Origin of the sequence: Pseudomonas sp. USHLN015 (assembly GCF_037153275.1) — a bacterium.
Taxonomy (GTDB): Bacteria; Pseudomonadota; Gammaproteobacteria; order Pseudomonadales; family Pseudomonadaceae; genus Metapseudomonas; species Metapseudomonas tohonis.
Genome location: NZ_JBBCKP010000010.1, coordinates 1 through 23,578, shown reverse-complemented (window position 1 = coordinate 23,578; position 23,578 = coordinate 1). Strand labels below are relative to the sequence as shown.

Sequence of the window (23,578 nt, the reverse complement as noted above, 5' to 3'; positions counted from 1 at the left end):
GTTGACGTCCCCTCCACCTTTAATCACTGACTTGACCGCATTTGCTGGTAGTGCGGAATAGGGCCTTTAGTGGCCTTTGACTACAGGTATGATCATGAGCGAAAGCTTCGCAGAACTTTTTGAAGAAAGCCTGAAATCCCTCGACATGCAGCCGGGTGCCATCATCACCGGCATCGTGGTCGACATCGACGGTGACTGGGTCACCGTGCATGCTGGCCTCAAGTCCGAGGGCGTCATCCCGGTCGAGCAGTTCTACAACGAACAGGGCGAGCTGACCATCAGCGTGGGTGACGAAGTTCACGTTGCGCTGGACGCGGTAGAAGATGGCTTCGGTGAAACCAAGCTGTCCCGCGAGAAAGCCAAGCGCGCCGAGTGCTGGATTGTTCTGGAAGCTGCTTTCGCTGCTGAAGAAGTGGTCAAGGGCGTTATCAACGGCAAGGTCAAAGGCGGTTTCACCGTCGACGTCAGCGGCATCCGCGCGTTCCTGCCGGGCTCCCTGGTGGATGTGCGCCCCGTGCGCGACACCACTCATCTGGAAGGCAAAGAGCTCGAGTTCAAAGTCATCAAGCTCGACCAGAAACGCAACAACGTTGTCGTTTCCCGCCGCAGCGTCCTGGAAGCCGAGAACAGCGCCGAGCGCGAAGCTCTGCTGGAATCCCTGCAGGAAGGCCAGCAAGTCAAAGGTATCGTCAAGAACCTCACCGACTACGGCGCATTCGTTGACCTGGGCGGCGTAGACGGCCTGCTGCACATCACCGACATGGCTTGGAAGCGCATCAAGCACCCGTCCGAGATCGTCAACGTTGGCGATGAGATCGACGTCAAGGTGCTGAAGTTCGACCGCGAGCGCAACCGCGTCTCCCTGGGTCTGAAGCAGCTGGGCGAAGATCCGTGGGTTGCCATCAAGGCTCGCTACCCGGAAGGCACCCGCGTAACCGCGCGCGTTACCAACCTGACCGACTACGGCTGCTTCGCAGAGCTGGAAGAGGGCGTGGAAGGCTTGGTGCACGTTTCCGAGATGGATTGGACCAACAAGAACATCCACCCGTCCAAAGTCGTTCAGGTTGGCGACGAAGTGGAAGTTCAGGTTCTCGACATCGACGAAGAGCGTCGTCGTATCTCCCTGGGTATCAAGCAGTGCAAGTCCAACCCGTGGGAAGACTTCTCCGGTCGCTTCAATAAAGGCGACAAGATCTCCGGTACCATCAAGTCGATCACCGATTTCGGTATCTTCATTGGTCTGGAAGGCGGCATCGACGGCCTGGTTCACCTGTCCGATATCTCCTGGAACGAAGTTGGCGAAGAAGCCGTACGTCGTTTCAAGAAGGGCGACGAACTGGATACCGTCATCCTGTCCGTAGATCCGGAGCGCGAGCGCATCTCCCTGGGTATCAAGCAGCTGGAAGACGATCCGTTCTCCAACTACGCCTCCCTGAACGAGAAAGGCACAATCGTGCGCGGTACCGTCAAGGAAGTTGATGCCAAGGGCGCTGTGATCACCCTGGGCGACGATATCGAAGGCATCCTGAAAGCCTCCGAAATCAGCCGTGACCGCGTTGAAGACGCGCGCAACGTGCTGAAAGAAGGCGAAGAAGTCGAAGCCAAGATCATCAGCATCGACCGTAAGAGCCGCGTCATCAGCCTCTCCGTCAAGTCGAAAGACGTGGACGACGAGAAAGACGCAATGAAGGAACTGCGCAAGCAGGAATCCGAGAGCACCGGCCCGACCACCATTGGTGATCTGATCCGCGCTCAGATGGAGAACCAGGGCTAAGTCCTGACTCCTTTCAGCAAAAAGGGCGGCCTAGGCCGCCCTTTTTGTTGCCCGAGTTTTACCCTTGGTTATTAGGGCTGTTCAAAGCTCCGTGGTCATGCTAAAACCGCGTAGAGCTGATCTAGCCGCTTGATATAGAAGGGAAAACCATGACCAAGTCGGAGTTGATCGAACGAATCGTTACCCACCAAGGCCAGCTTTCTTCGAAAGATGTAGAGCTTGCCATCAAGACCATGCTCGAGCAGATGTCCCAGGCACTGGCCACGGGGGATCGTATCGAGATACGCGGATTTGGCAGCTTCTCCCTGCATTTCCGTGCGCCTCGCACGGGCCGTAATCCCAAGACCGGAGAGTCCGTTCGCCTGGATGGCAAGTTCGTACCGCATTTCAAGCCGGGCAAGGAGTTGCGGGATCGGGTTAACGAAGAAGAGTAGGCATTAGCTTGAAGTAATTGAGCGTAGGGACTTGCTGTAAAATCCCCGTCTTCAAGGCTGGTACTCATACCTCCTGCTTGCGAAATAGTAGGAAGCAGGCAGAATGCGGCTCCAGTTGTCTAGCTGGAGCAAGGTCGTCTCTCTATTTTCTGGCGTATTGCAGTAGCTAAGCTAATAACTCGCACCTAGGGCTGAGTCCCTCTGCTTCGTTATCGTTAAGGGATTTGCTTGTGCGGTGCTCCTCGATTTTTCCTCTGGATTTTCTCTTCGGCGCTGTACGATACCGTTGCAGCTCGCCAATTTTCTTTCGATGGACTAGGCGCTCTAAATTCGACCCGCGTGCGTTTGAGTGTTTCGATTGGATTTCCTATCGATTGGCTCCAGCTTCCCCCAGGGGTCGCTCGCGCTGCGCGCCATTGGTACAGTGAAAGTTGAAGTGATTGTTGGTAATACTTAAGTGCCAAGTGATCTGTTTTTGACTATTAAAGGGTGTAAAATATTTTACATGGTCTGCTCCAAGTTTACTGTGAAGGCTCGTTATTGGCTTGTCTGTTTTTTGTTTTTGAACTAAATATATTCAAGGTTGCTTCTGGTGTCTGGAGTTTTGTAAGGCTCCTTGGCTAAAGTTTTATGGATGACTATATGGTTTTTTCTACTGATCATGATGTCTTGGGTGCAGAGGTTTCTTGATGAAGCTTTTCATGATAACCAATTGCCCCGATTTGGCAGAGTTTGCCATTACTAGTGGTGTGGAACGTGTCTTTGTAGATACTGAAATTCTTGGTAAGGATGCGCGTCAAGGGCACCTGAATACCGTGATCAGTCGACACACATTGGATGATGTTCGTCGGATTCGGCCTGTAGTGCCAGAGGGGCGTTTGCTGGTTCGTGTCAACCCAATCCATGAGGGAAGCAAGGCTGAGATTGATCTCGCGATTGAGGCCGGTGCCGATGTACTCATGCTTCCGATGTTTCATCGTGTAGATGAGGTTGAGCTATTTATAGCGGCTGTGGGGGGGCGTGCACGTTGCAATCTTCTCGTCGAGACGGTATCTGCTGCTGCCAATTTGAAAGCATGCATCGAAGTGCCAGGTGTTGATGAGGTGCATATCGGTCTAAACGATCTTCATCTGGAGCTTGGCCTGGATTTCATGTTTGAGCCTTTGGCCAGCGGAATGGTCGATAGCATGGCTGCGATATTGCGCGATAGTGGTAAACCTTTTGGCATAGGCGGCATAGCTCGTGTCGGCGAGGGGTTGTTGCCGGCGGAGCTGCTACTGGCCGAGCATGCTCGTCTAGGATCCAGTGCCGCCATTCTGTCTAGAACGTTTCATCGTCAGGCTTCGTCTGTTGCCGAAATTAAAAAGCAAATGGATTTCTCCGCCGAAGTTAGCAAACTAAAGAGCGCATATCAGGAAAGTAAGGGGTATGATTCGGAAATTTTGCAGGCTAAGCATCGAGACGTTCAAGAAAAAGTAGAGATGATAGTTGAGTCGATAAAGGCGCGCAGGTTGAAGTGATGACGCAGGCGCAGCGAAACTTGCTTGGGGCTGGGCTCTTTTTGGGCTTGGCTTTGATGGGCGGGCGGCTGGCAGGTTTCGGTCGGGAAGTTTTAATCGCGTCTTCATTCGGTTTGTCCGCTGAAGCAGATATCGCAATCATTCTTCTCTCGATCCCTGATCTTCTTGTCAATCTCCTCTTGTCCGGGGGAATAAGTGTCGCGCTAGTTCCTGCATTGAGATCGGCAGGCTCAGACAAAGCGGCGGCGCTTTTTCTCCAAGCCTCTATTGTAGTGGGAGGGGGATTCGCCGTGTTAGCGGCGATATTTGCAGTGGCGCCGACTGTTTGGCTCTACTTGCTTGCTCCAGGTCTGCTCAATCCGTTGCGCTGGCTGGACAGTTGGATGATCTATGCCATTGCGGCTGCTATCCCGCTAACTGCGCTATCTGGTGTTAGTTCGGCGGCGTTGAATTCAAAAGACCGTTTTTTTGTGGCAGGCTGCGGTACGTTGATATTCAACCTCTGCATCATCGGTGGGCTGTTCTACGCGTTGGCTGTTGGTGGGGGGTATCTCTCTTGGTTATGTGCCGGGATTTTCCTAGGTGCATTAGTTCGTTGGGTTGGTCAGCTTTCAGCGCTTCGAGTCGGACGTCTGCCTAAAAAGCATGGCGTGTCTTATGGGTGGGTTCTGGATCGCCAGCTATTGCTTGGCTTTGTTGCGGGGCTTGCTTCGGCCTCTCTACTGGTGATAGTGCCCCTGTTCCTTCGGGCGGGGGCATCATGGCTCGGAGAGGGCGAGTTAGCAGCGTTCAATTATGCCGTTAAGTTGATCGAATTGCCGCTTGGCATTCTTATTACCACCCTCGCTACTGTGGCCTTTCCTCGATTGAGTGAGGCTCATGATCAACAGGATATCGTTGCTTTCAACGAGATTCTGCGTGTGTCGTTACAGCGGTCGGTGCTGCTGTCCATCGTAATCGTACTGTGTGGGCTTCCATTCATCGATGCTGCGATATTCATACTGTTTAGTGGTGGGCAGATAAGCACCGCGGGTCTACAGCACATTACGACTCTCACACAGGTCGCGTTGCTAAGTGTACCCTTCGTTGGTATTTCAAGCCTCGCTGCGGCTGCTGTAAATGCGCAAAGACGGCCCGGGCAGGTTCTGCGCCGTACCGCTGCGGTCATGTTGTTCCTTCCTTTACTTTGCATTCCCGGCCTTTGGCTGAAAGAACCTATTGCTCTGATGTTGGCTCTACCGATTTTTCATATGATGCTGGCTATTAATCTTGCTCGGGCTGCCGGAGGGGCTGTGCTTAACGCTGGGCTAGGAGGGGCGTACATTCTTCCGCTCGGCGCGCTAATTGCCGTCGTGGTCTCAGTAGCAGTATTGATAGATTTCTTCTGTTTGAAGCCTGCCGGGTCATGGCTAGTGGGGCCGTTGGCAATATGGCGCTTAGGATTGGCGGGAATAGCATTCGGTATCAGTGCTATCGCGGTACTCCATATGATGCGATCACGGGAAAGAGTTGCATGTAATGAAGCGAATATTTGATTTTTCTAGCTCACTTGTGGCGATTGTTATTCTTTCACCACTCATGATCGGAGTTGCAGCTGCTATCTATTTTTCTGACTTCGGCCCCGTGCTGTTCAAGCAGAAGCGTATTGGTCGGGGTGGGCATGAGTTCTTCATCTATAAATTTCGCAGCATGGTAATAGATGCTGATAGGCTCGGGGGCTATTCCACCGCAGATGGTGACCCCCGTATCACCCGAGTGGGACGGTTTATCAGGCGAACTAGCCTTGATGAGCTGCCTCAATTACTGAATGTGCTTACGGGATCAATGAGTGTTGTGGGGCCGCGCCCAGATGTACCTGCGCAGCGGTCGCTTTACACTGATGCGGAATGGAGCCTACGCCTCAGCGTGCGTCCGGGTATCACGGGTCTTGCTCAGGCAACGTTACGTTCGGCGGCTACAGAGAGTCAGCGCAAGGAGTTGGATTTGCAATATGCTCGACAGGTCTCCCTGCTCAAGGATATTCAGATTATCCTGCTGACGTTCAAACAAGTTTTCGGAAAGGGCGGCAACTGAAATGTGCGGCATTTTTGGCTATTTCCACCGGGGAGTACGCTCCCTTTCCCCTGAGAAATTGAGCGCCATGGGAATGGCGATTCAGCATCGCGGGCCTGACGATCAGGGGATTTTCAGTGCCCCCGGCCTCGCGCTGGGCAATCAGAGACTTTCGATAATTGATCTTGCAGGCGGTCATCAGCCATTTGTTTCAGATGACGGGCAAATTGTCGTCGTGCAAAACGGAGAGATATTTAACCACGTTGAACTCGCCGTTGATTTAGCCCAGACGGGATACCCGTGCCGCACTCACTCGGATACGGAAGTGCTATTGCGCTTGTATGAGCGTGAAGGCATTTCTTTTGTCAGCAAGCTAAATGGAATGTTTGCCATTGCCATTTATGATGCCCGTGAGCAGTCCGTCTATTTAGTCAGGGATCGGATTGGCGTTAAACCTCTTTATGTGCACGACGATGGACTTCAGCTGACTTTTGGTTCCGAAATAAAGTCACTGCTCCGTGCTGGGATGCCTCGTCCTGCAATGAATGAGGAGGCCTTGCATCATTACTTGACCTTTAACTATGTACCTGCCCCGCTCACTCTATATCAGGGTGTTCATCATCTCATGCCGGGACATGTGATGAAGATTACCCGAGCGGGCAGCTCGGTATCACGCTGGTGGGACTTGGCTTCCGTCGAGCCGGTACATGGCCGATCCGAAGCTGATTGGATAGAAGAGTTCAACTACATCCTCGATGATGCAGTACGGCTTCGCTTGAGAAGCGATGTTCCGTTTGGCGCTTTTTTGTCGGGTGGGGTGGATTCCAGCACTGTCGTAGGTTTAATGGCCCGGCATATGAGTGAGCCGGTCAAGACATTCTGTATTGGCTTTGATGATCCCCGCTACGATGAGTCGATATTCGCCCAAGAGGCGGCCAGTCGATTCGGCACTCAGCACATTATGGAACGTGTCGCGCCTGACATGCTCGAGCTCTGGCCCATGGCGACTTATCACTGTGATCAACCCCATGGCGATGTGTCGTTTCTTCCTACCTATCGCGTTTCTGCGCTAGCAGCTAAACATGTAAAGGTCGTGCTAACAGGTGATGGCGGCGACGAGTTGTTTGCCGGTTATGACAAGCACAAGGATTTCTTCTCCAATCCTGATATTGGGGCACTTACAGATAGCGAGTTTCAGCGTCGCTATTTTGATAGTATTTCCTTGTTTACCGATCATGGCAAGTTTGCACTTTACAAGCCAGACATGGCTGCCCGTCTGCGTGGTATTGAGTCCTTCGATATTGCTGCTCCCTATTTTCAAGCAGTTTCTCATCAGGACAGGATTAATCAGGCTCTATTCCTGGATATGCAATTACTGCTCAGTGGCAATAATCTAGTAAAACCTGATCGAATGGGGATGGCTGTTTCTCTTGAAGCGCGTACTCCGTTTCTCGACTACCGGATGATGGAATTTGCCTTTCGTATGCCGGGTGAATTAAAACTCAAGGATGGTGTGACCAAATACATCTACAAGAAGGCCGTGGCGCCACTTATTGGTGAGCATCTCGCTTATCGAAAAAAGCAGATGTTTACAGTCCCTGTAGGTGAGTGGTTCAAAACGACCAAGAAAGAATACTGCCTGTCCAATCTCCCCAAAGATTCTTTCTCCAATGATGAATTAAATACTATTTGTGAAGAGCATTTTTCGAGTAAGCGAAACCGGACTAGAGAGTTGCGCGCTCTCATCGCGCTAAAGCACTGGGCAGGCATGGTCTGATTTTTAGAGGGCTTGACGGTGCTGGTTAGATAAAAGAGAGATCTATGCAGGAATCAATCAATAAGGTTTTTTTTAAAATCCTGTTTTGTTTTTCTCTCTTCGTATGTTGGGTTCAAGTGTCCCTGAGTGGTAAGGGATTTTTGCCGGTGGCAGGGGAGGGGGAGGCGATTGATGGGTATACGTCACAAGTTCTCTATGTGCGCGAAATCCTTGATCTCGGAGGTAATATTCTTGATCAGCCTCCACTTATTTGGATCCACTTGATACGGTCCAGTTTGTTTTATTATTTTGATTTCTTGAATTATATAGGTGGAGCGTGGCTGGTGGCATTCGGCGTTGCGCTGTTCTTCATTCCGATCATGCGGCTCTTTGTCTATGCGAGATCTTCATATCTTTCTATCTTGCTGCCTGTCTTGATTGCATTGGTTAGCTACCGTGCTGTGTTTGTTGCTTTGTCTGTTGGTTATATTTTTTTGTACTTTCTCTGTTCTAGGCGGGCGTTTTATCTAATATGCTCTTTTGTGTTCTTGAATCTAAGCTCCGCGTCTGTGTTGATCGGTATCCTGGTGGTTTGTATCTATGCTTTTAGGTTTTCGGCGTGGAACTGGCGCTTAGGTGCATTTCTTATAAGTCTGATCTTCTCCTTTGTGGTCTCATTGCAGGACAAAATAGTTGGCTTCATGTCGGCCAGTATTGGCTATCAACCCACCGTGCCGATAGGTGGGGGTGGGCTTTTGGGAGTGCTGACTAGGAATACTATTTTTACCTCCTTCTATGAGGGCGACTACATCAGAGGTGGGGTATATCTTGCGTTTTTATTTGCGGCGCTCTTGATTATACTCTTGTCTCTATGTGTTCGAGAGTTTAGAGGGTATGGCTTGTTGTTTTTTGCGGGCCTTCCGGCTTTCTTTCTGGAGGGGCTAGGTGTTGTTGCTTTGATTGTTCCTCTATTCATGTTTATCTGTCAGGTTCCACTTGCGGTGAGGGCAGAATGTTATCCGTCAACTCGGGCATGGTACAAGGAAAGGGTATGAGTAGCATTCAGGATAAGATTCTATTTGTCTGCTACGGTGGTGGGCATTCCGCTGCGTTGTTGCCTGTAATAAAGCGCCTTAGAAATCGGGAGGTGGATGTTGCCGTCCTTGGGTTGACAACAGCAAAGCAGGCTATAGAGCGCGCGGGAATCAGTACATTAGATTTTAGTGCTCTTATTGGAAGGGTACGACCCTATAGGCGTGCTCCCTATGTCGGTTCAATACTGGCCAAGGCTCACGCTTCTCATCCCGTGGTTAGCCTCCGGGATACGGCTGCCTACCTAGGTGTCGGATTTCATGCGCTGGTGAGAGATCACGGCTTGGTAAAAGCCAAAGAAATGTACGCCCTCTCCGGCAGGCAGATATTCCTCCCCACTGATTTCTTTATTGAACTTTTTAAAAAGGAGCGACCAAGGCTGGTTGTTTCCACCAACTCTCCAAGGTCAGAGCGTGCGGCACTCGAGGCTGCACGCGAACTGGGTATTCCCTCCGTTTGCTTGGTCGATCTGTATGCATACTATGAAATTGAATGGTGTGCGTCAGATCGCTACGCAAGTAAGGTCTGCGTCTTGAACCAGCAGGTTTGCGAGCGCTTCGAGAGAGCGGGTTTGCATTTGTCTCGAATCAGCGTCACGGGTAATCCTGCATTTGATCGATTGGCTCACATTGACCGCTCTCAGTGTAGGTGTATGTTCCGTCATCGATTAGGCATTGAGGAATCTCAATCGCTAGTTGTATGGATCTCGCAGCCAGAACCAAGTCGGCATCCTTTTTCTGGCGTCCTTGGTGACGAAAACTATCCTGTTAATGTCGAAAAATACCTCTTTGAGGCATTTGGCGATGATCCTGATGTGCACCTGATCATGCGCTTGCATCCCAGCGAGTCTCGCCCCCCGGCAATTGTGGCAGATCGTGTTCATTACAGTGATTCGTCTGAGGCGCTGGACCATTTGCTCTGCGCCGCGGACTGTATTGTCACCGCAAGCTCGACTGTCGGGCTGGAGGCAGCTTACCTAGGCCTGCCAGTCATCCAGTGCATGGATTCTATTTTTTCTCACGATTTACCGCTTGCAGAGCTTGGCGTAGCCAGAGCGGTAGAGACTCATAGAGATCTGGGGGGGGAAATTCGCGACGTTCTCGACCGTCCTCTTGAGCTTCAGCGGCCTCACCTTTTTGACGGAGGTGCTGCTGCGAGAGTGGAGGCGGTGATTCTGGAGCTGCTGGAAGGCGGAGTGTGAGCTTCAGGGCCTGCATGGGTGCCGCGCGATGCGTTTCCTGAATAAATCTTGTAATATGCTGAAGGTCAAGTGTCGCGCTGATACTGGAAGGCTTCAGTTTAAAGGGCACCTTATTTTATTGTCTCATGGCAATTAAAGGTAGAGTGCTGATGATACGGGTATTGGTTAGTTGTAGTGTGTTGACTAGCTGATAGAGCGTTAAAATATTTATTGATGGATAGTGGTTTCTTATGAACAAAATTCCGTACCCTTCGAAAATTGATAAGGCTGCATTTTCAGTTTCGGCAGCTACTTCCGAAGCTAAATATGGCTTGCCTAGCGAAGTGCAATATTGCGTGCGCTGTGTCATTTCCAATCAGCGACCAAACTCGGCAGTTGAATACTCCCACACTAAGGCAACCAAAAAGAAGACCATTCACTTTGATGAGCACGGCGTGTGTGATGCCTGCCGGTTCGCGGAGAGAAAGCATGCCAGTATCAACTGGGATGATCGCGAGCGTCAGTTGCGTGAGTTGTGCGACCAGCACCGTAGTAAGGACGGTAGCTACGACTGTATTGTTCCCGGTTCTGGTGGTAAGGATAGCTTTTACGCGTCCCATATATTGAGAACCAAGTATGGTATGCACCCGCTAACTGTGACGTGGGCACCACACGTATACACAGAGTGGGGGTGGCGTAATTTCCAAAGTTGGATTCATGCAGGCCATGACAACCTCCTGATGACACCCAATGGTCGAGTTCATCGCCTATTAACTCGCCTCGCGGTAGATAATCTCTTTCATCCTTTCCAAGCTTTTATGTTTGGGCAAAAGGCACTTGCGCCCAAAATGGCGCTTCTGCATAAAATACCATTGGTTTTTTTTGGTGAAAACGAAGCTGAATATGGTAATCCAATTGGGGATACTGAATCTGCCAAACGAGATTGGTCATATTTTACTTCCGACGATCAGTCGAAGGTCAGTCTAGGTGGCGTGTCTGTACCTGATTTAAAGAAACTCTTCGATGTAGAGCAGCAAGACTTGCTGCCTTATCTGCCCGCTGATCCGCACCAGATTGAAGAGCAGAAGGTCGAGGTCCATTATCTGGGCTATTACTTGAAATGGCATCCGCAGAGTTGCTATTACTATGCCGTTGAGCATGGCGGTTTTGAGGCTTCACCAGAAAGAACGCCAGGCACTTACAGTAAGTACAATAGCATTGATGACAGGATTGATGACTTCCACTACTACACGACAGGCGTGAAATTTGGCCTGGGTCGAGCTAGTTACGATGCTGCGCAGGAAATTCGATCGGGCGACATCACTCGCGAGGAAGGGGCAGCGCTTGTAAAACGGTTTGATCATGAGTTTCCGGAGCGGTTTGCTGAGGAGATTTTCCGCTACCTGAGTATCACGCCTGAAGAGTTCCCTCGTGCTAGCCAGATGTTTGAAGAGCCTATTATGTCGCGCGAATACTTCACTACCTTGGCTGACACTTTCCGCAGTCCACATCTTTGGGCGTGGGACAATGGTGAGTGGAAGCTGCGCCATGCGGTATGGCACGAACAGCACAAGAAGTAATGGGCTGGACTTTTAAATGAGCAATTTGCGATTAATACCGCGCTTAGATATCAAGGGGCCCAATCTCATCAAGGGTATTCACCTTGAGGGGTTGCGTGTTGTCGGTGACCCTCAGGAATATGCAGTCCGCTACGCGGAGGCGGGTGCTGATGAGTTGCTTTATGTTGATATCGTTGCAAGCCTCTATGGTCGAAATAATCTGAGCGATATTATTCGTCGTGCTGCCGATAGAGTGTTTGTGCCTATTACCGTAGCGGGCGGGATACGTAGTGTTGATGATGCGAGACACATCCTGCGTTCCGGGGCGGATAAAGTTGCCATAAATACGGCTGCGGTCTTAAGGCCGGAACTCATTCGCGAGGTGTCAAGACGTTTTGGCTCTCAGGCTATGGTTTTGTCTATTGAGGCAAAAGAGCAAGTGCCAGGTAAGTGGGAGGCCTACACGGATAATGGTCGAGAGCGTACAGGGCTAGATGTTGTCGAGTGGGCTGTTAGAGGTGTTGAGTTGGGGGCTGGTGAAGTGCTCATCACCTCAGTGGACCGAGAGGGTACGCGAAAAGGCTTCGACATCGACTTGATTCGCCAGATAAGCGAGGCTGTTTCGGTACCTATTATCGCCAGCGGTGGTATGGGTAAAGTCGAGCATATGGTGGATGCTGCTAAGTTAGGTAAAGCAGATGCCATCGCAATGGCTGATGTATTGCATTATAACCGAATGACTATTGATGACATTCGTAGTGCGGCACTGGCGGCTGATTTGCCTGTTAGGAAGGTGGCCTTTGGTAAATAAAAATATCACGTTACTTGACTACGGTATGGCAAATTTGCTGAATGTCGCCAGGGCATTTGAGCATTGCGGTGCTACTGTTCGCATTGTTGAGGATCCTAAAGAAGTTGCTTCTGCTGATCATCTCGTAGTTCCAGGTGTGGGCGCTTTTGCAGATGTAATTAGAGAGCTGGCGGAGCGTGGACTCGATGAAGCCATTCGCCGATTCTCGGAAACCGAGCGGCCATTGTTTGGTATTTGCGTTGGGATGCAGATGCTTTTCGATGGAAGCGAGGAATTTGGGGAGCATAAAGGCCTGGGGATACTTTCAGGCCAAGTAAAGGCAGTGCCGGGCAGATCCGTTGATGGCGAGGCGCAGCGCGTACCTCATATTGGATGGAATCATCTCATATTGCCGCACTCCCAGCCTACATGGGCAGGAACGCCTCTGGATGGGTGGGAAAATGAACAGCCCGCATTTTATTTTGTGCATTCGTACTCCGCCCATCCCGACCGTGATGAAGATAAGCTGGCTGAGTGCGTGTACGGTGGGCATCGATTATGCGCGGCGGTTCGTCGAGATAATATTTTTGCCACCCAATTTCATCCAGAGCGCAGTGGTGCAACGGGTCTTGAATTAATTAAGAAATTCATAGGCTAGGGGCTGGTCCCTTTTGTTGTTTTCATCAATGACTTCGTGAAGATGGCAGCTTTTCAGGATCCTGCGAATGCGCGTTTTAGTAATCGGAACCGGATCAATTGGCAGAAGGCATATGCGGACCATTCAAGCGCTTCGTCCAGATGTGCGCTTCGATGTTTTGCGACAGCGTCCTCCGAAATCAAGGATAGTTGAGGAGGGCGTTTATTTCACAGTGTCTTCTAGTCTGACTGAGGCCATGAGTAAACGGCCTCAGTTGATGGTAATCGCCAACCCCAGCGCGCTGCACTTGCCGCTGTTGGAGGCTGCTATTGAAGAAGGTGTTCCTTTCTACGCTGAAAAGCCTGTTGTATCTTCGATCGAAGATTTAGATGCGCTCAAAAGGTGTATCTGCGGGCATGAAGTGCTGCCGCCTAACATTGTAGGTTGTAATCTTCGATTTCTGCCCTCCCTGCAAGCGCTAAAAGGGATCATTGAGAGTGGCGACCTAGGGAACATTGTTCACGCTAGCTTCGAGGCTGGACAATGGCTGCCAGACTGGCGGCCCGACATTGACTACAGGACCTCTTACAGTGCGAGAAGAAGCTTAGGTGGCGGAGTTGCTCTAGACCTTATTCATGAGCTTGATTCTGCGCGCTGGATGCTGGGTGAGTTGTACGACATACAAGCCATTTTCGCGAAAGCTTCAGCGCTTGAGATCGATGTTGAAGACTCAGCTTCTTTTTTGATGAAGTCTCGCTTGGGTGCGCTCGTCTCTGTACATGTCAATTATGTAAGTCGCTCACCATTTAGGCGTTATCGAATCGTTGGCGACCGAGGCACCGCTGAGTGGGACTTGCCCAGTCGAACGCTTTGCGTGACAACGGATAAGGGATCCACTGCAGCACCGCTGGGGCCAGATGCATTCGATATTTCTCAGACCTATGTAGCAGCGATGTCCGAGCTTCTGCGGGCAATCGATGAGCAAGCTGTGACATCGCAAGGTATTGAAGATGGTATTTCGGCTTTGGAGCTGATTTTTAGCTCTAATTCAACTCGTTTACCACGGTATGGCGTATGAGAACTATCGCTACCATTTGTGCTCGAGGCGGCTCTGTGGGCGTGCCGAGAAAGAATATTTCACTTCTCAAAGGCAAGCCGCTTATCGCTTACACCATTGAGCAGGCGCTATCGGTACACCAAATCGAATCTGTTTATGTGTCAACAGACTGCCCTGAAATCGCTGAAGTAGCCCGTGCTTATGGGGCAATTGTCCCGTTTCTCCGTCCAGCCGAGTTGGCGACAAGTACCGCCGCTAAAATTCCTGTAATTCAACATCTATGCAATTGGGTTCTCGAAAATGTAGGGCCTTTTGATCGCATTGTTGACCTTGATCCTACTTCTCCTTTAAGGCTTATTTCTGATATCGAGGCTTGCATAAGCCTGTTGGATAATAAAACCGACGCGGTCATAACAGCATTCGAGTCAGAGAAGAATCCATATTTCAATATGGTGGAGTACAAAGATTCAGGGCTTTTAGGGCTGGTTTGCGATACCACGGGTGGAGTCGTTGCTCGTCAGCTAGCACCTTCAGTTTATTCGATGAATGCCTCTATTTATGTTTGGCATCGTGAGACGCTCGCCAAGGGGCTTTGGAATGGAGCGCTTAAGCTTCATGTGATGCCGAGGGAGCGATCAATCGATATTGATAGTCCGCTGGATTTCAAGATAGTCGAGATGCTTCTGTCTGCACGTGATGCGGAGGTGAATAATGGATAGATTCTCCCTTGAAGGGAAAGTTATTGTCGTAACCGGTGCGGCAGGCATACTTGGTAGCAGATTTTGCGATGCGTTACTTGAGTATGGCGCCCAGGTGATTGGGCTTGACTCCAATAGTCAAGCATTGACAGAGCTTACGAAGCGGCAACTGTCGACGCGCCTGACTACTTACTGCGTTGATATTAGAGACAGAGAAGCGCTGCGCTTGGTCCATGATGCGGTGTTTGAGCAGTTTGGTCGTATAGATGGGCTGCTCAATAATGCCGCGACTAAAAGTGAGAATTTCTTCGAGCCGTTTGAGACGTTCCCGCTGGAGGATTGGGATCATGTCATGTCCGTTAATCTACAGGGGGCGTTCGTTTGCTGTCAGGAGTTTGGAGGCCGCATGGCGCTCCAAGGCTATGGCAGTATCGTCAATGTTCTTTCTATATACGGTATTGTTGCGCCTGATCAGCGAATATACGAAGGCTCTGAGTATCTCGGGCGAGCGATCAATACCCCTGCGGTCTATAGTGCGAGCAAGGCGGGGTTATGGGGGCTGACCAGTTATTTATCCTCCTACTGGGGGAGTCGCCACGTTCGCGTCAATGCGCTTACCCCTGGCGGCATTCAAAGCGGCCAGAATCAAGTGTTCGTTGATCGTTATTCCCAGCGGGTTCCATTCGGCTGTATGGGACAAGCAGATGATTTGGTTGGCGCTCTTATTTATCTGCTGTCAGATGCGGCTGGGTATGTGACAGGGCAAAATATAGTGGTTGACGGCGGTTTAACGGTCTGGTGAGCATGAATAGTACTTTCGTTATCGCTGAGGCTGGTGTCAATCATAATGGTTCGCCAGAACTGGCTATTAAGCTCGTTGAGACCGCTGCCCGCTGTGGTGCTGATGCGGTAAAGTTTCAAACTTTTACTGCGGAAAAGCTTGTTCGACGTGGCGCAGAGAAAGCGGCTTATCAAAAGAGCGCTACAGGTGAAGGTGACCAGTTTGACATGCTTAAGCAGTTGGAAATGTCTCCAGAGTTACACGATGCTCTGATCTTGCGTTGCTCGGAGCTCGGGATCGAATTCATGTCAACCCCTTTTGATGAAGAGGCTGCTGATTTCTTACTTGCTTCCGGCATGCGGCGAATCAAGATACCTTCTGGTGAAATAACCAATTGGCCTTTTCTGCGCTTTTTGGCAAAAAAGAATGTTCCCCTGATTCTTTCAACTGGAATGGCATCTCTTGATGAGGTTGTGGAGGCTGTAGCGGTGATTGCAGAGGCTCGGAAAAGTGCCGGCCTGATGGAGGCGCTGTCCAGTGTCTTGTGCGTTCTGCATTGCACCTCCAATTATCCAGCACTTGCGCAGGATGTGAATCTTCGAGCAATGAATACGATTGCCGAGGCAACTGGTTTGCCAGTCGGGTACTCGGATCACACGCTAGGGCTGGCGGTTTCAACAGCAGCGGTAGCGCTTGGAGCTGCTGTAATAGAGAAGCATTTCACGTTGGATAAGTCTTTGCCTGGTCCAGACCATCAGGCATCGCTTGATCCTGATGAGCTTGCACAACTGGTTGCCCAGATTCGTGTGGCTGAGCTTGCTTTGGGGTCCAATATCAAAGCTCCCGCAGCATCTGAATTACCTGTTCGCGCATTGGTGCGACGTAGCGTTTCACTGGCGCGCGATGTTAAGGCGGGGGAGATTTTAAGCTCTCAAGATTTATGCCTGTTGCGCCCAGGTAATGGAATTCCACCTGCTGCCCTCGAACAGGTAGTAGGTCAAACCCTTGGTGAGTCTATGGTCAGCGGAACGACTCTCCAGTGGGAGATGCTAAGCTGATGCGCCGCATTTTATATATCACTGGAACCCGTGCTGACTTTGGTCTCATGCGTTCTTCCTTGCTCATGATGCATAGTAGTCCAGGTTTGGAACTTGGAATCCTGGCGACGGGCATGCATCTGGATTCGCAGTACGGAGATACTATCCGTGAAGTCGAGTCCTGCGGTATTTCGATAGTTGCCCGTGTGCCTGTAGAGCTTCGCTCCGACAGTGGCTCCGCCATGGCAAAGGCCATCGGTGTGGAGATCCTTGGAATGGTCGAGGCGTTCGAGCGGTGGAGGCCCGATGTGGTGATGCTGTTGGGCGATCGAGGGGAGATGCTGGCAGGGGCAATTGCCGCACTTCATCTGAATATTCCGATTGTTCATATTCACGGCGGAGAGCGCTCGGGCACTGTCGATGAACCTGTACGCCACGCGATATCTAAACTCGCACATTACCACTTCACTGCGACAGTTAGCGCGCGTGAGCGACTGATTCGTATGGGGGAGCGAGAAGAGAATATTTTCGTTACAGGGGCGCCCGGGCTCGACGGTCTTGTCGACATTCGGCCACCTGTGCGTGAGGAGATTGCATTGGGGTATGGATTTGATCCCTCACGCCCTATCGCGTTGGTTATCTTTCATCCGGTAGTGCAGCACGCAGAGCTTGCTGAACGGCAGATACGAACTCTGCTCGAAGGTATCCTGCTGGTGGACGGCCTTCAGGCACTGGTGTTGATGCCCAACGCGGATGCTGGTGGGGAAGCTATTCGCGCGGTCTTGTCAGGCCCAGTTCTCGGTGTGCGAGTAGTTGAACATCTTCAGCGAGATGACTTCTGCCGTTGGATGTCGGTTGTTGACGTAATGGTGGGGAATTCCAGTAGCGGTATCATTGAGGCCGCCAGTTTTTATACGCCTGTGGTGAATGTCGGTGATCGTCAATTGGGGCGAGAGAGAAGTGGCAATGTGGTGGATGTCGAGGTTGATGCAGCCGCAATACAGTGCGCACTGATCCAGGCCTTGGCCAGAGGCAGGGTGCCTGTAAAGAATGTGTATGGAGATGGTGCTGCTGGTTTGCGTATTACCGACCTGCTCGAGAGACTTCCCTTGAACCGCGACTTGTTGCTCAAGTGCAATGCATATTAAGCATTTCATTCTCGGCGCTGGTGGACATGGCAAAGTCGTGCTGGATGCCTATGTTCGAGATGGGCGTACCGTCCGCTTGTTCGATAATGATCCCACTCGCGTGGGTAAGTTGTTGCTCGGCCATACAATAGAGTTGCAGCCTGCCCTGGCTGACTTTTCATTCTACGGTCACTTAGCGATCGGAGAAAATATAACTCGGCGTCGACTGCTGACGATGCTTGAGAGGCAAGTTTTGGGCTGGTTTACCGTTATACACCCTCACTCAAGTGTTGCAGTTAGCGCTAACGTGGCCGACGGCTGTTTTGTAGCCGCCCACGCTGTTATTGGCCCAGATGCAACTGTTGGCCGATCTACAATCATCAATCATGGTGCCATAGTTGATCATGACTGTAGGGTCGGTGAATGCTGTCATGTTGCTCCTAACTCTACATTGGGTGGGGGAGTTACGCTTGGCAATGAGGTTCTCGTAGGCAGCGGGGCGGTAATCTTGCCTGGTATCTGTATTGGAGATGGCGTGCGCGTTGGTGCCGGAGCGGTGGTTACACGCAACGCACCTGCAGGCGCTGTTTTGATTGGTGTTCCTGCTAGGATTTCTTTGTGATGATTGAATTACAGCGTGTCATTATTCACCAAGGGCTTTCTTTGAGGGAGCTGCTTGCTCGCATGGATCAGGGCGGTGCAGAAATCCTGCTATTGGTAGATGAAGGTGGCCGCTTGGTCCGGACCATTACCGATGGCGATCTTCGTCGTTTGTTATTGGCTGGTACCGCACTGGAGGCGGTGCAGTTTGAGCTTCCAGAGAAGACGCCAATTACCGCCCGAGATGGGACGGATCGAGAACTGGTTCTTGATTTGATGAAGCGTAATGATGTCAACCATATCCCGATGCTTGATGACTCTGGACGTCCGATAAGGCTACTGCGTGCTCGCGATCTTGAGTCGCCTATTCTTCTCTCCACGCCGCATATGGGGGATCAGGAGCTCTCGTTCATCAACCAGGCTTTCGATACTAACTGGATTGCCCCCCTTGGCCCCAACGTCGATGCTTTCGAGCGAGAGCTGGCGGAGAAGGTTGGTGTTGGCCATGCAGCAGCGCTTAGTTCGGGCACTGCCGCCATCCATCTTGCACTTATCCTTCTGGGGGTCAATGAAGGGGACAGCGTGTTCTGCTCCAGTCTGACGTTTGTCGCCAGTGCCAATCCCATTCTCTATCAGAAGGCTGTTCCGGTATTCATCGATTCTGAGCCAGAAACCTGGAATATGTCACCTGCAGCATTGCAGCGCGGCCTCGAGCAGGCCGCTCGGGATGGACGCCTTCCAAAGGCCGTTGTTGTCGTCAATTTGTATGGGCAGAGTTCCGATTTTGATCCTATCGTCGCGATTTGTGAAAAATTCAATGTCCCGCTGATTGAGGATGCTGCTGAGTCTTTAGGTGCAACTTACAAGGGCCGAGCCAGTGGTACTTTCGGCAAGCTCGGTATCTATTCGTTTAATGGCAACAAGATCATCACCACCTCCGGCGGAGGTATGCTGGTTTCGGATGATCGAGCGTTGATTGAGAAAGCGCGCTTTTTTGCGACGCAAGCTAGAGATCCTGCTCCGTGGTATCAGCACACGAATATTGGTTTCAATTACCGCATGAGTAATGTTCTGGCTGGTATAGGTCGTGGGCAGTTGCGCGTTCTGGAAGAGCGCGTTGGTCAGCGACGCGCGGTGTTCGAGCGATATCGCGACAGCGGCATTGGTGGAGAGAGTTTTCAGTGGATGCCTGAGGCCTCCTTTGGTCGCTCGACACGTTGGCTTAGTTGCGGCGTGTTTGATTCTGATGGCCGTATTGATGTTCAGCGCTTTATCGAGCGGCTGGCGGAACACCGTATTGAGGCTCGAAGGATATGGAAACCGTTGCACCTACAACCGCTTTTCGAAGGGTGTGCCTATTTTCCTCATGATGAGGGGTATTCAGTCAGCGATCATATCTTCGCTCATGGGATCTGCCTGCCCTCTGGATCCAATATGACAGAACGGGAGCAGGATCGTGTAGTAGACACCGCTAAGAAGATTTTTGCGGAGTTTTGACGAGGTGAGGAGAGAGAGCTGCGTTTCTCTCTGAATGATATGGCTGTTGCCTGTAGGAAGTGGAGGGTGGCTGCTTGGTGGCGAGTCATGTTAGCTGCCTGCTTCCACCCTTCCTCAGGCCATAGTGTGGCAAGACCTTAAGACCAGATCATGCGGTTAGGGGCGGAGTCTCCGTAGCTTCAAGCCGCAGTGTGCGTCATGCACGAAAGTGCGCGTGGCTGGCGAGAGCAACCACTACACAAGAGTGGACAGTTGATTCGTTGTCGGTTGCGGGCGGCACGATGGTATGGAAACGCGTGCGTTGCGGTCGATGGGATCGCTTCGGTTACAGGACTTTGCTTGGGGCTGCTAGCGCAGAACCATGCTTTTTGAAGGACATGGTGTTGTTGTTGTGTTGAGACTAGCTGACAAGCTCAGAGAGCGTATGCTGCGCTTACCGCGTCGCTACAAGCGATCAATCCAGATCTTCATGGATGTCGTGTTACTGTGGGTCGCCTTGTGGTTGGCATTCGTGATACGCCTCGGGGACATGGACAATATCTTTCCGTTCAGTGGACACTTATGGTTGTTCTTAGCTGCACCATTGGTATCCATACCGTTATTCATTCGTTTTGGTATGTACCGAGTAGTCACACGGTACCTCGGGAATGACGCACTTCTCGTGATTGTCAAGGCGGTGAGTCTATCTGCCTTGATCTTGGCGCTGGCGGTGTACTGGTATCGAGATGCTCCCGCAATGATTCCCCGCTCCATGGTGCTGAATTACTGGTGGTTGAGCATCATGTTGGTCGGTGGTTTGCGGCTATGCATGCGTCACTATTTTGTGGGCAACTGGTTCTCGCCTGAGCAGCCTTCCAGATTCGGCGGGTTGGATAGCCGACTTTCTCGAGTTGCGATCTATGGCGCCGGAGCTGCTGGAAATCAATTGGCTGCAGCCCTCCGCATGGGGCGCGCCATGCGGCCTGTTGCTTTCATCGATGACGATCACAATATCTGTAATCGTGTGATAGCAGGTCTTCGTGTGTACTCACCTGCTCACATTCAGCAGATGATCGACGAAACAGGTGCGGTAGAAATTCTTTTGGCTGTGCCATCTGCAAGTCGTACACGCAGACGGCAAGTACTGGAAACACTGGAGCAGTATCCGCTGCATGTTCGAACCGTACCCGGTTTCATGGACTTGGCGAGTGGTCGTGTAAAGGTAGAGGATGTTCAGGAAGTAGACATCGCCGACCTTCTTGGGCGCGACGCAGTGCCACCACAACAAGAGTTGTTTGAGCGTTGCATCCGAGGCCAAGTGGTCATGGTGACGGGGGCAGGTGGTTCCATCGGCTCGGAGTTGTGTCGGCAGATTCTTTCTACTGATGCAAAGATATTACTGTTGTTCGAGCACAGCGAATTTAATCTCTACAGCATTCACACGGAATTGGAGCAACGTATTCGCAGAGAGTCTCTCAGCGTGCGGTTGTTCCCAGTTCTCGGTTCAGTCCGCAATCAGGATCGTCTATACGAGCTGATGCGAGTATGGGCGGTTAACACCGTTTATCATGCGGCAGCTTATAAGCATGTGCCGATGGTTGAGCACAATATTGCCGAAGGAGTCATGAATAATGTACTGGGGTCGTTGTATACGGCTCAGGCAGCACTACGCGCCGGGGTTGAGCACTTCGTGCTGATCTCTACTGACAAGGCGGTACGCCCTACAAATGTCATGGGTAGCACAAAGCGTTTAGCTGAAATGGTCTTGCAGGCGCTGAGTCAAGAAGCTGCGCCGGTATTATTCGGTGATGAAGAGCAACTGCATCAAGAAAACAAGACACGCTTCACCATGGTGCGCTTTGGCAATGTGCTGGGCTCTTCGGGCTCTGTAATTCCGCGCTTTTACGATCAGATTCGTAAGGGCGGACCCGTAACGGTCACTCATCCGAATATAACCCGCTACTTCATGACTATTCCCGAGGCCGCACAGTTGGTGATCCAGGCAGGCTCAATGGGGCAGGGTGGTGATGTATTCGTTCTAGATATGGGGCAGCCTGTGAAGATTGCCGAATTGGCCGAGAAGATGATTCATCTAACAGGGCTAAGTGTTTGCTCCGAGACTAATCCCCATGGAGACATCTCGATCGAATTCACAGGCTTGCGTCCTGGTGAGAAGCTTTATGAAGAACTCTTGATCGGTGACAACGTAAGTCCTACTGATCACCCGATGATCATGCGCGCCAATGAAGAGCATCTACCGTGGGAAGCTTTCAAGGAAGTTATTGTAAATTTGATCGATTCGGTCGAGCAGGATGACTATGATCGCGTGCGTCAGTTACTGCGTGAGGCAGTTTCTGGTTATGCCCCGGAGGGTGAAATAGTTGACTGGATGTACTCGAAGCGCACATCGAGCTGAGTTCCTGTTGGGGTTTAGTCTATTTCCTGTGGAGTAGGCTGTTGGCTTGATTTTTGAATATCATGCGAGTAGAAATCGGCATCTCTTAATCTGTTTTTATGCCCTGGGTATGGTCGTTCAGGGCTATGAATTGGCATTATTTTAATAGGGGGCTGATTGAAGTATTTTTGGCTTTTCTTGTTTTTTCTTCTGGGCTTTTATTCTTTGAGTGAGTCTAAAAGCGGTCGACTATTTTTGTTTCCAGGAGCGCCAGCCAAGCATGATTCCATGATTATGACTGGTAGTGCTGCTGTACCTATCGTATACGATGAGCTTGAACCGGTTCTTTCAAATTCGCCTGCTGCGGAGACTGCCAGCCAGGTTAGGTATGTCTATAAAGTCGATCCATCGAAAATTCCATCTACGGCGACTCATGTACTAGTATTGGTCAAGATGAAAGCCTATATACCTATTGATGCGGCTAGTGGTGGAATGAACTATGCGCAGATTTTTGCGAGAGTTCCTGACAATAACCACTTTATTCATTGCGAAGCTTGGGGTGGGGGCGTCGACTGGCAGGAGGAGCGCCGGCGTGTAACTTTCTCCAGCGTCTATCTCCCTATTGTTAACGGAGAGGTTACCGTTGATGTGGGGCGAGAAGTAAGGCTTCGTGGAACTGTCGAGTTCGCCGTTTATATGGAGGGATACCTAGATGGAGAGTATGGTGCTCTTGATACCATGATGGCGATTTTCAATGATTTGCGAAATATGGTCACCGGTTTGTATTCGAGATTATCCCGGTCTGTTTGATTGGTGCTTCAATATTACGCAGTCTGGTTAGGGCTGGTTATTATCGTGATGGGTTACGCTCTTGATCGCTTGATCTTCGCCAAGAGAAACAAGGAGCTCTCGAGGTGATCTTATACCCGTAAGGAGGTTCTCAAACGGATGGCCATGGATTGATTCGTGAGATCCTACAGGAAGCAGTCAATAGTTACCCTCTGAATAGGAAGTTTTTGACTGAGTCCATCAATAGCGTAGAGTTGAACTGCCTCTCTACTAAGGGCTAGTTTGGCTCGGCGGGTCTAGAAGTACCGCCCCTTAAGCTAGTCACATGGAGATTTAAGTGATGATTCTCGTACGGATTCTGTCCCTGTTGTTCGTTTTTCTCGGCTTCGCCGGTTCTGCCATTGCTGCAGAGGTGCCAACCAAGAGCGAGCCGGCGAAGGTCGCCACCGAACAGGTCAGCAAGAAGATCGATATCAACAAGGCCGACGCTGTTGCACTGCAGGAGGTGATGATCGGAGTCGGTGAATTGAAGGCCAAGGCGATAGTGGAATATCGTGAAGCCAATGGAGCTTTCTCGTCCGTAGACGATCTATTGCAGGTCAAGGGGATTGGCGCCAAGACCCTTGAGGCCAACCGCGACAGGCTTAGCGTCGAATAAGCATTGATGCCCAAAGGAGAAAAGCCGGCTTTATAGTCGGCTTTTTTGTGTCTTATGTCCCGTCCTGAATAAGGTTTACACCTTCGCCCTTATTTCAGGAGAGCCCCGATGGCAGAAGGTATCCGTCGCAGTCAGCGTGATTACACGCAGGCTTTTAAACTGGCAG

Annotated in this window: 21 protein-coding genes; all 21 read left to right on the top strand. The window is 51.0% G+C overall.

Annotation, left to right across the window (positions count from 1 at the left end; translation table 11 throughout):
• The first annotated feature begins 94 nt into the window (after positions 1–94).
• The 21 genes from rpsA to WFQ67_RS20350 all read left to right on the top strand — a co-directional run bounded on the left by rpsA (position 95) and on the right by WFQ67_RS20350 (position 23,412).
• Positions 95–1,774, top strand: a complete 1,680-nt coding sequence (gene rpsA, locus WFQ67_RS20445; protein ID WP_337058036.1) for a 30S ribosomal protein S1 — start codon at positions 95–97, stop codon at positions 1,772–1,774.
• Between the two features lie 149 nt (positions 1,775–1,923).
• Entirely contained in the window at positions 1,924–2,208 is a 285-nt protein-coding gene (gene ihfB, locus WFQ67_RS20440; RefSeq protein ID WP_021221182.1) for an integration host factor subunit beta, read from the top strand.
• A 689-nt stretch (positions 2,209–2,897) separates the two neighbouring features.
• The gene (locus WFQ67_RS20435; protein ID WP_285962278.1) at positions 2,898–3,728 is read left to right on the top strand and encodes an aldolase/citrate lyase family protein; all 831 of its coding nucleotides are present in this window, start codon (positions 2,898–2,900) and stop codon (positions 3,726–3,728) included.
• Entirely contained in the window at positions 3,728–5,263 is a 1,536-nt protein-coding gene (murJ, locus tag WFQ67_RS20430; RefSeq protein WP_337058035.1) for a murein biosynthesis integral membrane protein MurJ, read from the top strand. Before WFQ67_RS20435 ends, murJ begins: the two co-directional genes overlap by 1 nt.
• Positions 5,247–5,801 (top strand): sugar transferase, encoded by a 555-nt coding sequence (locus WFQ67_RS20425; RefSeq protein WP_285962276.1) that lies wholly within the window; start codon positions 5,247–5,249, stop codon positions 5,799–5,801. The genes murJ and WFQ67_RS20425 overlap by 17 nt, the downstream gene beginning before the upstream one ends.
• 1 nt (position 5,802) lies before the next feature.
• Positions 5,803–7,557, top strand: a complete 1,755-nt coding sequence (gene asnB, locus WFQ67_RS20420) for an asparagine synthase (glutamine-hydrolyzing) (protein ID WP_337058034.1) — start codon at positions 5,803–5,805, stop codon at positions 7,555–7,557.
• A 44-nt stretch (positions 7,558–7,601) separates the two neighbouring features.
• Positions 7,602–8,591 carry a hypothetical protein gene (locus WFQ67_RS20415; RefSeq protein ID WP_337058033.1) on the top strand — a complete coding sequence of 330 codons (990 nt, stop codon included), beginning with the start codon at positions 7,602–7,604 and terminating at the stop codon, positions 8,589–8,591.
• Complete coding sequence (locus WFQ67_RS20410; protein ID WP_337058032.1) at positions 8,588–9,829, top strand: CDP-glycerol glycerophosphotransferase family protein; 1,242 nt, start codon at positions 8,588–8,590, stop codon at positions 9,827–9,829. Before WFQ67_RS20415 ends, WFQ67_RS20410 begins: the two co-directional genes overlap by 4 nt.
• 230 nt (positions 9,830–10,059) lie before the next feature.
• Positions 10,060–11,388 (top strand): N-acetyl sugar amidotransferase, encoded by a 1,329-nt coding sequence (locus tag WFQ67_RS20405; protein WP_337058031.1) that lies wholly within the window; start codon positions 10,060–10,062, stop codon positions 11,386–11,388.
• 16 nt (positions 11,389–11,404) lie between these two features.
• Complete coding sequence (gene hisF / locus WFQ67_RS20400) at positions 11,405–12,178, top strand: imidazole glycerol phosphate synthase subunit HisF (RefSeq protein ID WP_285962270.1); 774 nt, start codon at positions 11,405–11,407, stop codon at positions 12,176–12,178.
• On the top strand, positions 12,168–12,815 hold the full coding sequence (hisH, locus tag WFQ67_RS20395) for an imidazole glycerol phosphate synthase subunit HisH (protein WP_285962269.1): 648 nt from the start codon (positions 12,168–12,170) through the stop codon (positions 12,813–12,815). The genes hisF and hisH overlap by 11 nt, the downstream gene beginning before the upstream one ends.
• Positions 12,816–12,882: 67 nt before the next feature.
• On the top strand, positions 12,883–13,872 hold the full coding sequence (locus WFQ67_RS20390; protein WP_337058030.1) for a Gfo/Idh/MocA family protein: 990 nt from the start codon (positions 12,883–12,885) through the stop codon (positions 13,870–13,872).
• Positions 13,869–14,570, top strand: a complete 702-nt coding sequence (locus WFQ67_RS20385; protein ID WP_337058029.1) for an acylneuraminate cytidylyltransferase family protein — start codon at positions 13,869–13,871, stop codon at positions 14,568–14,570. The genes WFQ67_RS20390 and WFQ67_RS20385 overlap by 4 nt, the downstream gene beginning before the upstream one ends.
• Positions 14,563–15,351 (top strand): SDR family oxidoreductase, encoded by a 789-nt coding sequence (locus WFQ67_RS20380; protein WP_279804279.1) that lies wholly within the window; start codon positions 14,563–14,565, stop codon positions 15,349–15,351. The genes WFQ67_RS20385 and WFQ67_RS20380 overlap by 8 nt, the downstream gene beginning before the upstream one ends.
• Before the next feature lie 2 nt (positions 15,352–15,353).
• Positions 15,354–16,388, top strand: coding sequence for an N-acetylneuraminate synthase (neuB, locus tag WFQ67_RS20375; RefSeq protein WP_285962266.1), 1,035 nt, complete (start codon positions 15,354–15,356; stop codon positions 16,386–16,388).
• Entirely contained in the window at positions 16,388–17,515 is a 1,128-nt protein-coding gene (neuC, locus tag WFQ67_RS20370; protein ID WP_337058028.1) for a UDP-N-acetylglucosamine 2-epimerase, read from the top strand. The genes neuB and neuC overlap by 1 nt, the downstream gene beginning before the upstream one ends.
• A complete protein-coding gene (locus WFQ67_RS30465) occupies positions 17,505–18,116 on the top strand; it encodes an acetyltransferase (RefSeq protein ID WP_285962264.1) in 612 nt (203 codons plus the stop codon). Before neuC ends, WFQ67_RS30465 begins: the two co-directional genes overlap by 11 nt.
• Complete coding sequence (locus tag WFQ67_RS20365) at positions 18,116–19,591, top strand: aminotransferase class I/II-fold pyridoxal phosphate-dependent enzyme (protein WP_337058027.1); 1,476 nt, start codon at positions 18,116–18,118, stop codon at positions 19,589–19,591. Before WFQ67_RS30465 ends, WFQ67_RS20365 begins: the two co-directional genes overlap by 1 nt.
• A gap of 361 nt (positions 19,592–19,952) precedes the next feature.
• Entirely contained in the window at positions 19,953–21,986 is a 2,034-nt protein-coding gene (locus tag WFQ67_RS20360) for a polysaccharide biosynthesis protein (RefSeq protein WP_285962262.1), read from the top strand.
• Between the two features lie 156 nt (positions 21,987–22,142).
• The gene (locus WFQ67_RS20355) at positions 22,143–22,775 is read left to right on the top strand and encodes a hypothetical protein (RefSeq protein ID WP_285962261.1); all 633 of its coding nucleotides are present in this window, start codon (positions 22,143–22,145) and stop codon (positions 22,773–22,775) included.
• Between the two features lie 319 nt (positions 22,776–23,094).
• Positions 23,095–23,412 carry a ComEA family DNA-binding protein gene (locus WFQ67_RS20350; RefSeq protein ID WP_285962594.1) on the top strand — a complete coding sequence of 106 codons (318 nt, stop codon included), beginning with the start codon at positions 23,095–23,097 and terminating at the stop codon, positions 23,410–23,412.
• The last annotated feature ends 166 nt before the right edge of the window (positions 23,413–23,578 follow it).